This is a genomic window from Acinetobacter sp. UNC436CL71CviS28 (genome assembly GCF_000620525.1).
In the GTDB taxonomy this organism is placed as follows: Bacteria; Pseudomonadota; Gammaproteobacteria; order Pseudomonadales; family Moraxellaceae; genus Acinetobacter; species Acinetobacter radioresistens.
This window is the reverse complement of the sequence record NZ_JIBB01000031.1, coordinates 24642-35822: the sequence shown is the minus strand read 5'-3', so window position 1 is coordinate 35822 and position 11181 is coordinate 24642. Positions and strand designations below refer to the sequence as shown.

At 56.8% G+C, this 11181-nt stretch carries 13 protein-coding genes; 9 read left to right on the top strand and 4 right to left on the bottom strand.

The genetic code is table 11. The features are described 5' to 3' along the window. From N518_RS0111650 to traJ, 4 genes are all read right to left on the bottom strand, one after another. Window positions 1-720: IS5-like element ISAba12 family transposase (locus N518_RS0111650; RefSeq protein ID WP_026444298.1), on the bottom strand; the 720-nt coding region annotated here is incomplete at its 3' end. Continuing rightward, a complete protein-coding gene (locus N518_RS17515) occupies window positions 717-863 on the bottom strand; it encodes a transposase (RefSeq protein WP_005028587.1) in 147 nt (48 codons plus the stop codon). The genes N518_RS0111650 and N518_RS17515, both read right to left, overlap by 4 nt. A 63-nt stretch (window positions 864-926) precedes the next feature. Next, window positions 927-3002, bottom strand: coding sequence for a TraI/MobA(P) family conjugative relaxase (gene traI, locus N518_RS16295; protein WP_034593990.1), 2076 nt, complete (start codon window positions 3000-3002; stop codon window positions 927-929). Window positions 3003-3036: 34 nt separating this feature from the next. Then, window positions 3037-3393 carry a conjugal transfer transcriptional regulator TraJ gene (traJ, locus tag N518_RS0111635; protein ID WP_026444297.1) on the bottom strand — a complete coding sequence of 119 codons (357 nt, stop codon included), beginning with the start codon at window positions 3391-3393 and terminating at the stop codon, window positions 3037-3039. A gap of 345 nt (window positions 3394-3738) precedes the next feature. Between traJ and N518_RS0111630 the strand changes: the two genes are divergently transcribed. The 9 genes from N518_RS0111630 to N518_RS0111585 all read left to right on the top strand — a co-directional run bounded on the left by N518_RS0111630 (window position 3739) and on the right by N518_RS0111585 (window position 11137). Further along, the gene (locus tag N518_RS0111630) at window positions 3739-4167 is read left to right on the top strand and encodes a TraK family protein (protein WP_034593984.1); all 429 of its coding nucleotides are present in this window, start codon (window positions 3739-3741) and stop codon (window positions 4165-4167) included. After that, window positions 4167-4892: a conjugal transfer protein TraL gene (locus N518_RS0111625; protein ID WP_026444295.1), complete on the top strand. Its 726-nt coding sequence runs from the start codon at window positions 4167-4169 to the stop codon at window positions 4890-4892. Before N518_RS0111630 ends, N518_RS0111625 begins: the two co-directional genes overlap by 1 nt. A gap of 11 nt (window positions 4893-4903) precedes the next feature. Next, the gene (locus N518_RS0111620) at window positions 4904-5338 is read left to right on the top strand and encodes a conjugal transfer protein TraM (RefSeq protein WP_026444294.1); all 435 of its coding nucleotides are present in this window, start codon (window positions 4904-4906) and stop codon (window positions 5336-5338) included. A gap of 188 nt (window positions 5339-5526) precedes the next feature. Beyond that, complete coding sequence (gene istA, locus N518_RS0111615; RefSeq protein WP_024012635.1) at window positions 5527-7026, top strand: IS21-like element ISPst3 family transposase; 1500 nt, start codon at window positions 5527-5529, stop codon at window positions 7024-7026. After that, window positions 7019-7822, top strand: coding sequence for an IS21-like element ISPst3 family helper ATPase IstB (gene istB, locus N518_RS0111610; RefSeq protein WP_010454871.1), 804 nt, complete (start codon window positions 7019-7021; stop codon window positions 7820-7822). The genes istA and istB overlap by 8 nt, the downstream gene beginning before the upstream one ends. Before the next feature lie 520 nt (window positions 7823-8342). Then, window positions 8343-8786, top strand: a complete 444-nt coding sequence (gene msrB / locus N518_RS0111600; RefSeq protein ID WP_023294903.1) for a peptide-methionine (R)-S-oxide reductase MsrB — start codon at window positions 8343-8345, stop codon at window positions 8784-8786. A gap of 1 nt (window position 8787) precedes the next feature. Further along, entirely contained in the window at window positions 8788-9327 is a 540-nt protein-coding gene (msrA, locus tag N518_RS0111595) for a peptide-methionine (S)-S-oxide reductase MsrA (protein WP_023294902.1), read from the top strand. Between the two features lie 140 nt (window positions 9328-9467). Next, on the top strand, window positions 9468-10172 hold the full coding sequence (locus N518_RS0111590) for a glutathione S-transferase N-terminal domain-containing protein (protein ID WP_026444293.1): 705 nt from the start codon (window positions 9468-9470) through the stop codon (window positions 10170-10172). After that, window positions 10169-11137 (top strand): magnesium and cobalt transport protein CorA, encoded by a 969-nt coding sequence (locus tag N518_RS0111585; RefSeq protein ID WP_026444292.1) that lies wholly within the window; start codon window positions 10169-10171, stop codon window positions 11135-11137. The genes N518_RS0111590 and N518_RS0111585 overlap by 4 nt, the downstream gene beginning before the upstream one ends. Window positions 11138-11181: the final 44 nt, after the last annotated feature.

Below are 11181 nucleotides of genomic sequence, written 5' to 3'. Positions count from 1 at the left end.
TCGAAGTAATTCATTTCGCTCTAGCGAGCTACTCTTTGTATCTTTCCATGGTTTCGCATTTTTTCTAGGTGGAATCACCGCATGCGCTTGCCGATCTGCAATGACCTGACGGCATTGCTTGGTGTCATAAGCTCCATCGGTATAAACAGAGTTAATCTGCTCATCTTGTGGAATCTGATTAAGTAAATCACCAAGTACCTGTGAATCACTGACATTATTGGTTGTAAGCTGAACTGCTCGTATTTGCAGGGTTTTAGCATCTATACCAATATGAAGTTTACGCCATTGGCGACGATATTCAGGTCCATGTTTCTTGCGTTTCCATTCGCCCTCACCTAGAAACTTCATGCCTGTAGAGTCCATGAGTAGATGCAGCCCATCGCTACTTTTTTGGTAGCTGATTGCAATATCAATATGCTTTTGTCTTCTACAAAGCGTGGTGTAATCTGGAGCTATCCAATTTAATCCGCAAAGTTTAATCAGACTTTGCACAAAGCCAGTGACCATACGTAAAGACAGACGGAATAAAGATTTAATCATTAAGCAGCATTGGATGGCTGCGTCGGAGTAGGTTTGATTTCGCCCTTGTTTGCCTTTTGATGGAGCATACCATTGCGTAGCAGGATCAAACCAAATGGCAATATTTCCGCGACTCATGAGTGCTCGGTTATATGCGGGCCAATTGGTTGTGCGGTAGATTTTCTGTGTAGGCTTCTTCATTTGAAAATTATATCGCTGAAAAACCCTTTACAGATAGGTTTGTGCAACAAAGCCGTTTCCGAGACATTGCCTTGATTGGCTTCAATTAATTTGATGGCTTCAGCTTTAAATTCTGTGGTGTAAGTCTTGTGTTTCTTGCTCATGGTAAACTCCTGATGAGTGTGTTTAGTTTACCAAGTTAAAACCTCCTGTTTTTTCAGCACACATCATCCTGACCTAGAAACATCCCGTCGCAACCCGTTATCTGGTTTGGCTCCTTGGTGCTCCACGACACCAGGAACATCACGCGGCAATAGCACTTCACTTCCGTGGGTGAGCTGAACCACACCGAGTTTGGACAGCGCTCGCAAACGGTTCTGGCTTTCGGGCGGCGGCTTGCGTCCAACTCTTGCAACACCAGGCTTTGCGGTTCCTCCAGGGGAGCGAACGGTGACTCGTCCACTGGTTGCTGTTCCAGCTCGTCCAGAAAGCCCGGTTCCAATGGTTCGTCCCCGAACTCCAGCACCTCGCCCGGCTCCGGTGGTTCGTCCGCCCCTGGCGGCGTTGAGTCCATCGACGCCAGCGCCTGCGCCAGCAGCTCGTCCTCTGTCAGTTCTTCCGACATTGCTTCTCTCCTTCTCTATTGCTTGTTGCAGTGATTGACGACGCTGCTCTAGGGCTGGATCGTCGAACTTGATTGGCAGGCTTCTAATTGCCGCCGTTTGTGCAACCAGCTCCTTAAACTGATCGGAGCCGGTGATTGTGATTTTTTCCCCATAGCGCGCAGCGGCCATCCGCAAGGCAGTCTCAATGCCGTCAAAGTTGGCCCCTCTGGATAGTTGAAGTTTGCTGCCGTCATCCCGGATTGCGGATGCTCCCGCACGGTAGATAACGGTGCCTTCTTTCGTGATGTGGTCTTGCTCAATCGGAGCGGCCTTGGCTGGCTGCTTTTGCCCTTCAGCTGCAACCGCATCCCCCTGCAACCCCTTCACTCCTGGACGTGCGCGAAGCGCTTTCAGGGCGTCCTGGTCTCCATCCAGGGCCTTTGCTTGAAGCCAGTCAGCCCACTGCCGCGCCTTGCGTGACGTGTTGATATTTTCAATGGCTTTGATGTGCTCGGCGCGCAGGCTAGTTACTTGCTCCTGGAGCGATTTGCTTGTGCTTGCATAAAGCAGCTTCTTCGTCAGGCCAGGGGTGGCCATCAGCTTGATTGAAGAGCGCTTTAGCTTGGCCACATTCTTGGCATGCTCAATCGCCCTGTCGCGGCGATCACGGGCCGCTGCCAGCTCCTTGGCCTTCGTATGCCGTACTGCGTTCTGCTCGTCACGGAAGCGCGCATAAAGCTCTGTGGTATCTGACTTGTGCCCTACAGGATTTTTCTCATAGCGCTTGCCACTGTCGATCTGGATAGATTGCAGGGTGGACAAGCCGCGTAGCCGGTTTTTACTGGCGGGTGGCGGGCTACGCCCTACCCGCCCGACTCCCGGCTTACGCGGGTGTGGCTTGCCTTGTTTGAGTGAGGCCCGGGTTTGCTGACGTTGATTCTCGAACGCCCCAAGGCGTTCCTCTAGCTTGCTTTTGGACAGGTCACGGGCGACGGTGCTGGCCTTGACCATCGTGCCGGCCTGGTCGGTTATTACCAACCCATTGCCGCGCTCGCGTAGCTCCAAACCATTTTCGTGCAGCACCTGGTGCAACTCATTCCAACTCTTCGCGCCCTGGACTTGCTCCAAGCATTCGCGGCGCACCCAGCTAAGCAGGCTCTCGATGCCGGCGTGCTGCTCCATGTCGTTGGCCCGGCATTCGCTCACGCCTTTTTTACGGGCGTGGTTTACCTGCTGCAATCCGTGCTCAAGCTCCAAGCGGGCGCATATATCGCCCAGCGTCTTGAAGTCTCGATATGGCTCATGGAGCGTGTGGCGCTCAGGGTGAATCTTGTTGATCGCAATGTGGATGTGCAAACAGTCAGTGTCGTTATGCACAGCACTGACACGCTGATGATTTTGATAGCCGATTGCGCTGCACACGCGATCTTCAATGTCGCGCAGCACTTCGCTTGAAGGTTGCTCTCCCGGCGCGAGACTTATCAGCAAGTGATAGGTCTTATCGCCTTCGGCACGGGTGTTGATCTTCTGAGTGTGCAGAACCTCATGCACCGCCCATGAAAGTTCTTCGGTCTGGCAATTGGTGACACGAACCTGACCGACCCGCTCATTGATTCCCTGGCTGCTGGTGATGTATTTCACCAGCCCGGCGAAGCTGCTCTTCTTCGCCGAGTTCATTGGAATGCGCTTGGCGATCATCTGCCCGCGCCTTTTTTAGCGGCTAAAAAAAGACTCATGCTTTCTTTGCCAGCTCTAAAAGAGCTGCCTGCGTTTCACCGATCCTGTCCAGGACAACCCGGATGGTTCTGTGCAACTGCTCTTCCTCAATCCCTGCAAGTCGCTTGTCGCTCACAAGCCACATTTTCAGAAGCCCGCCTAAGCGGCCTTGATCGGCATTGACCTTGGCCAACTCCAGGACAAGGCGACTGTCGATCACGCTTTGCAGCTCATAGCCAAGGCCGACCGCCCGCATGTAAGCCGCAACGGACTTACCAGCAGCGCGGGCGCTGTCCTCAATTTTTGCTTTTTCTTCTGGCAGGACAGGCACCCGTAAATGGGTGTCCTTCCTGGTGATTTTCTTATCGTCCATCCCGCTTTCCTTTGCGGCTTTGCCTCTGCTTCTGACGGCGGTAGCCGTCCAGCCTCGCAGAGCAAGATGCCCCGTTGAGTGCGAAGCGCGAATAAGGGCAAGTGAAGATAGTTAACCGGCTTGCCGGTTAGCTAACTTCACTTATCTTGCCCGGCTCTTCGAGCCGTTTAACGCCAGGTGAGTATCGCATACAAAGCCGATTGATCCACCTCTAGGCAACGATAAAACGCAGATTAACAACGGATATAGTGAAATCGCGCAGAATCGGGCTAGAATGGGGCGTGCAAGGCTTCAATCGGTTTAGAATCGGCTTTAAATCGGGGTAATGATGGGTATGGAATCGACATGGCTAAGAGCGGCAAAAGCCTTTCTGAGCGCATAGCAGAACGTGCGCAGAAGAAGAAACAGCCAGGCCGAGCGGGTAAAAATCGGGCGGCATTTCTGGCTGTTCGGGATGAAGTACGGCAGGCCCTCGATGACGGATGGCCTGTAAAAGACGTTTGGGAAACGCTCTATGAAGAAGGTGCTATTGCCTTCCGATATGACGCTTTCATTGGGTACGTCAAGAAGCTGATTCGTCAGCCGGCAACTGTCACCCTACCCGTACCAGTAGTGCAGGAAGCTCCAGCCAGGCCAGCAACACCGGCCAAAACACCAGCGGCCAAACCGAAGCCAACACCAGCGCCGACCACTCCTGCGCCGGTCGTAACCAAGCCGAGCACACCGGCCAGCTTCTCGTTTGACTCAACTCCAAGGAAAGAGGATTTACTCTAATGGCAAAGATCCACATGGTTCTCCAGGGCAAGGGCGGCGTCGGCAAGTCCGTGATCGCTGCTCTGATCGCTCAATACAAAGCAAGCAAGGGCCAGGCTCCCTTGTGCCTCGACACTGATCCGGTCAACTCGACATTCCACGGCTACACGTCTCTGAATGTTCGCCGCCTCCAGATAATGGATGGCGATGAAATCAACTCGCGCAACTTCGATAGCCTGGTCGAACTGATCGCACCGTCAAAAGATGACGTTGTGATCGACAACGGGGCCAGCTCCTTCGTGCCCCTCTCCCACTACCTGGTAACGAACCAGGTGCCGGCATTGCTGCACGAAATGGGGCATGAGCTGGTTGTTCACACCGTCATCACGGGGGGCCAGGCGCTGGTCGATACCCTGAGCGGGTTCGCCCAGCTCGCCAGCCAGTTCCCGGCCGAGGCCCGTTTCGTGGTCTGGCTCAACCCGTATTGGGGGCCGATTGAGCATGAGGGCAAGACATTCGAGCAATTGAAGGCATACACGGCGAACAAGGCTCGGGTTGCCGCCATCATTCAAATCCCCGATTTGAAAAAGGAAACTTACGGCCAAGACCTGAGCGACATGCTCCAGGATCGCCTGACCTTCGATGACGCACTGGCCCTGGAATCGCTGACGATCATGACGCGCCAGCGCCTCAAGATCATCAAGGGCCAAATCTACGCACAGCTTGAAAATGTGCCCGTTCTGTAAGAGGTGGCGCTGTGAGTGATCCGGTAGATGAGCTGATTAAAGAAATCGCGGTTAAGCACAACATCGCCGTCTCCCGTGACGATCCGATCATGGTGCTCCACACGATCAACGAGCGCTTAATGCGAGACTCTGCGAAGGCCCAACAGGACATGCTGGACACCTTCAAGGAAGAACTAGAAAGCATTGCCTTCCGGTGGGGTGCTGATGCAAAGGAAAAAGCCGAGCGCATCCTAAACGCTGCACTGACGGCAAGTCGGGAAACGATGGCCAAGGTAATGCAGGACAGCGCGAAGGCAACGGCTGATGCCGTCAAAGCCGAGGTAGATGCAGCCCTCCGCCGTGTGACCGCCCCTGTTGAAGATGCCACGCGAATCGCTCGACTCAATATCGCGGCCGCTTGCCTGGCCTTCGCGGCTGCTGCAATAGTCCTATTTGCGTCCTTGTGAGTTGAGCCCCCACTAAAAACCCCGCCGAGGCGGGGTTTTTTTATGGCTATGTCCCAATACCGTGTTGCAAGGATGTTGCCGCTGACCGAAAACTGACCCAGTAGAGGCTGTTCTGCCGACTGAAAACTGACCCAGGTGTTCAACTGCTTCTGCTCAATTTTTGAGCAGGAGAACACAGGGTGATCAGTATGGAAATGATGGGCAAAATTCGCCGGATGTATTTCCGCGACAAGCTGTCGCTGCATGAGATAGCCAAGCGCACCGGGTTGGCGCGCAACACGATTCGCAAGTGGGTCAGAGCACCTGAGGCCAAGCCGCCGGTCTACCAACGCCGCGCGATCTTCAACAAACTCAGCCCTTTTCACGCCACGCTGGAGCAGGCGCTAAAAGCCGATTCGCTGCGGCCCAAGCAACAGCGGCGCAGTGCCAAGGCGCTGTTGGCGCAAATCAAAGCCGAAGGTTATGACGGTGGCTACAGCCAGCTCACCGCGTTTATCCGTGCCTGGCGAGGGGGACAGGGCAAGGCGTCGCAGGCCTTTGTGCCGCTGACCTTTGCTCTTGGCGAGGCGTTTCAGTTTGACTGGAGCGAGGAAGGCTTGCTGGTCGGCGGCATTTACCGGCGTATGCAGGTGGCACATCTGAAGCTGTGTGCCAGCCGTGCGTTCTGGCTTGTGGCGTATCCGAGCCAGGGCCATGAGATGTTATTTGACGCCCATACACGCTCGTTCGGCTCCTTGGGCGGCGTGCCGCGCCGGGGCATCTACGACAACATGAAGACCGCCGTCGACAAGGTCAATAAGGGCAAAGGCCGGGCGGTGAATGCGCGCTTTGCGGTGATGTGCGCGCATTACCTGTTCGATCCGGACTTCTGCAACGTCGCCGCTGGTTGGGAAAAGGGCATCGTTGAAAAGAACGTGCAAGACAGCCGCAGGCGTATCTGGCTAGACGCCCAGGACTGCCAGTTTCACTCCTTCGAGGAACTCAATGCCTGGCTGGGCCAGCGCTGCCGCGCGCTTTGGAACGAGCTGACGCACCCTCAATACAGCGGGCTGAGTGTGGCCGAAGTGCTGGAGTTGGAGCGCGCTGAACTGATGCCTGTGCCAGCGCCATTCGACGGTTACGTCGAGCGGCCTGCGCGGGTCTCCAGCACCTGCCTGGTCAGCGTCGGGCGCAACCGCTACTCGGTGCCGTGTGAGTATGCGGGTAAGTGGGTCAGCAGCCGTTTGTATCCGACGCGAATCGAGGTGGTGGCTGACGACGCGCTGATCGCCAGCCATGTCCGCTTGCTGGATCGCGACCAGGTCAGCTATGACTGGCAGCACTACCTCCCGCTGATCGAACGCAAGCCCGGTGCGCTGCGCAACGGCGCGCCCTTTGCTGATCTGCCGGCGCCGCTGCGTCAGCTTAAGCACGGTCTGGGGCGTCATGCCGGCGGTGACCGGATCATGGCGCAAGTTCTGGCTGCCGTACCGGTCGCCGGGCTCGATGCGGTGCTGGTGGCTGTTGAGCTGGTACTGGAAAGCGGCAGCCTGAGCGCCGAACACATCCTCAATGTCGTGGCGCGCCTGGCCGCGACCGAACCACCACCCAGCGTCGAAACCCACTTGTCGCTCAAGGAAGCCCCCGTCGCTAACACGGCGCGCTACGACCGCCTGCGTGGCCAGACCGAGGAGATCGGTCATGCGTGATTTGATGGCGGAACTCAAGGAGCTGCGCCTGCACGGCATGGCCACGGCCTGGGCGGAGTTGACTGCGCAGGGTGAGTCGAACACAGCCTCGTCCAAGTGGCTGCTCGAACACCTGCTGGAACAAGAGCACACAGATCGCGCCATGCGCTCGGTGAGCCACCAGATGAACATGGCCAAGCTGCCGATGCACCGCGACCTGGCCGGCTTCGACTTCAGCGCCTCCAGCGCAGACGCTCGTTTGATCAGCGAACTGGCCAGTCTGGCCTTTACCGACACCGCGCAGAACGTGGTGCTGATCGGTGGGCCTGGCACCGGTAAAACCCACCTGGCCACTGCGCTGGCCGTGTCCGGCATCACCCGGCACGGCAAGCGCGTGCGCTTCTACTCCACGGTCGATCTGGTCAATCTGCTGGAGCGCGAAAAGCACGACGGCAAAGCCGGGCGGATCGCCCAAGCTCTGCTGCGCATGGATCTGGTCATCCTCGACGAACTGGGTTATCTGCCCTTCAGCCAGGCCGGCGGTGCGTTGCTGTTTCACCTGCTATCCAAGCTGTACGAACACACCAGCGTGGTGATCACCACCAACCTGAGCTTCGCCGAATGGTCGAGCGTGTTCGGCGACGCCAAGATGACCACCGCCCTGCTGGATCGGCTGACCCACCACTGCCACATCGTCGAAACCGGTAACGAGTCCTATCGCCTGCAACACAGTAGCTTGGCGGCCCAGGCCAAGATCAAATCACGGGAGCGAAAGCGTAAGGGCGGCCAGGAACCGGAGGACGATGAGCCGTTCTGATTTCATGGCGACGACGGCCTGCTACATGGCTGCGTGTGGCAGGTCTTAAACAACTGAACTGGGCTAGCGAAGGAGTGGGGGCAACAGCAGCTGCGCTGGTAGACTTATCCACAGTTGCTGGTAACAAAATCAGCAATCCGCCCTGGGTCAAATTTCAATCGGCAGGGTGGGTCAATTTTCCATCAGCGCCAACACACTAAGCAACCATCAGAAAATTTTGACTGTACGCCAAAAAATTCGCATCTACCAGCATCTAAACAGGCGTTGTTGATTATCATAAAACACTGACACTGTATTATATAATCGTGCTTTTGTGTTATTTTTTTAATATTTACTGATTACGTACTTGCTTAACCACTCAGTTGCGCTATAATTAATAGACGCGAAATTTAAATCTCTAATTTTCCAACACTTAGTAAAACCTCGTTTGCCATCCCACTACCATTGTAGGAGCAAATCAGGAGACATAAAAAATTAGCGGTAGCGTGCCTGGCCCTCTAGATAAGTATTGGAGACTGTAATGAAGTTTGAAAAGTCACAGACAGCAATCGACCACCTGACTCCCGAGCAACACCGAATTACCCAGGAGGCGGGCACCGAAAGGCCCTTCACGGGCGAGTACAACGACAACAAGGAGCCTGGCATCTACGTCGACATAGTGTCGGGAGAGCCACTGTTCGCTTCGACGGACAAGTTCGATTCGGGTACTGGCTGGCCCAGCTTCACCAAGCCGATCGTTTCGGCAAACGTGAAGGAGGTGCGGGACAGCGCACACGGCATGGTCCGGACGGAGGTCAGGTCAGTACACGCAGACAGTCATCTCGGCCATGTGTTCCCCGATGGTCCTTCCGACCGCGGCGGTCTGCGGTACTGCATCAACTCAGCGTCCCTTCGCTTCATCCCGCGCGACGAGATGGAGTCCGAGGGATACGGTGAATATCTCGATCAAGTAGAGGAGGCTTAACATGCATCAGCGCGCTGTTCTCGCAGGAGGATGTTTCTGGGGCATGCAGGATCTGATCCGCAAGCGGCCCGGCATCATCTCGACCCGTGTGGGTTACACGGGCGGCGATATTCCGAACGCCACGTATCGTAATCACGGCACGCATGCCGAGGGGATCGAGATTGTCTTCGACCCGACAGTGACGAGCTACCGGAACATCCTGGAATTCTTCTTCCAGATCCACGATCCGACGACGCTGAACCGCCAGGGCAATGATCGTGGGCTCTCCTACCGGTCGGGCATCTATTATGTCGACGAGGAGCAGAAGCGCGTCGCCGAGGATACGATCGCCGATGTGGATGCCTCGGGGCTGTGGGATGGCAAAGTGGTGACCGAGGTCCAGCCGGTCGGCGAGTTCTGGGAGGCCGAGCCCGATCACCAGGATTATCTGGAGAAGCACCCGGGCGGCTACACCTGCCACTTCGTCCGTCCCGGCTGGGTGCTTCCGAAGCGCCAAAAGGTTGACGACGTACAGCCAGCGGCCGGGACCGCGGCGGAATAGGCTTCACTGCCGTTGCCACTGCGCCGGTCCGGTCCGCAATCTTCGTGACCGCGTCGTTCAGCGACGCGGTCATCGAACCCTACTTCAGAGTGACGGCTCGTTCCAGTCAGTCGCCATCGCAACACCAGGATCGCAGATTTATGCCAGACCTCTCGTCCTTTCCGATCACGCAGCGCTGGCCGGCATCTCATCCCGATCGCCTGCAACTCTACGCAGCCCCTACGCCCAATGGCGTCAAGGTCTCGATCATGCTTGAGGAGACTGGCCTGGCGTACGAGCCCCACCTGATCGACATCTCGAACAACGAGTCGAAGGATCCGGCGTTCGTGTCGCTGAACCCGAACGGACGCATACCGGCGATCATCGATCCGGCTGGCCCTGACGGTAGACCCATCGCCTTATGGGAATCCGGTGCGATCCTCCTCTATCTGGCCGACAAGACGGGTCAGTTCATCTCCACCGAACCAGGCCAGCGTTACGAGACCCTAGCGTGGGTGTTCTTTCAGATGTCGGCCATCGGGCCGATGTTCGGTCAGCTCGGCTTCTTCCTGCGATTTGCCGGCAAGGACTATGAGGACAAGCGGCCGCAACAGCGCTTTATCGACGAATCCACGCGTCTGCTGGGGATTCTGGATCGCCGGCTGGAAGGCCGCGACTGGATCGTCGACGACTATTCGATCGCGGACATCGCGACGCTCGGCTGGGTGAATGCGCTGGTGGAATTCTACGCTGCGGGTGACATCCTTGGCCTCAGCAGCTTTTCGAACGTCCGCGCATGGCTTGGACGCGGGCTGGCTCGACCGGCCGTCCAGCGTGGCCTCCACATTCCCGCGAGGCCAGCATGAGCATCATCGCCGCCTATTATTACAACGAAGGCAAGCGAGTTCGCGAAATCGCGCTCGATGAGCACGTCAAGTTGGGCGAGAGTCGCTCGGGCTTCTGCTGGATCGCGCTTAGCGAACCCACCGCAGACGAACTCAGCGCGATCCAAAGGACATATAATCTTCATCCGTTGGCGATCGACAACGCGATGCACCCGCTGTGCCCGCCCAAGCTCGAGGTCTACAACGATGAGTTGTACGTCGTCGCGCAGACCGCCGAGCTGGTCGGCGACCGGATCAGCTACGGCAAGATGGCGATCTTCACCGGTCACAATCACCTTATCACCGTGCGGCACGGCAATGCCGGAGCGCTGGGCAAACTTCGGGAGCAACTCGAGGCATCGCCGACGCAGTTCGGCAAGGGTGTCGACTATGTGCTGCACGCGATCTTGCATCGCGTGGTCGACCAGTATCTGCCCATCTTCGAAATGATCGAGGACGACGTCCTGGCGATGGAGCGACGGTCGCTGCACGATTTCCTCGGGCCAGAAGAGGTGGCGCGAATCTTCGAACTAAGGTCCGAACTCACGCGGTTCCAGCGCACGCTCGGGGCTATGGCCGAGCTGGTGCGAAAGCTCGTTCGCGGCCACTTTCCCTGCATCAGCGCCGAAATGACACCATATTTCCACGACGTCGCGGACCATGTCCACCGCGTGCAGTCCATGGTCGACGGCCTCCTGCTTGTCCTGTCCACGGTCTTTGAGGCCAGCAGCCTTCTTGAAGCGCAAAGGACGGGGGTGATCACCCGCCAGCTGGCGGCTTGGGCGGCAATACTGGCAGTCCCGACGGCGATCGCTGGAATATACGGCATGAACTTTAAGCACATGCCGGAGCTGGACACGGCCTACGGATACTTTGTCGTGCTCGGAGTGATAGCGATATCGTGCGTTTTCCTATTTGTGCGCTTCAAGAAGGCTAAGTGGCTGTGAATACTGCCCATCGTTTTCTTCGCCGTCATCTGACGGTTACAGCG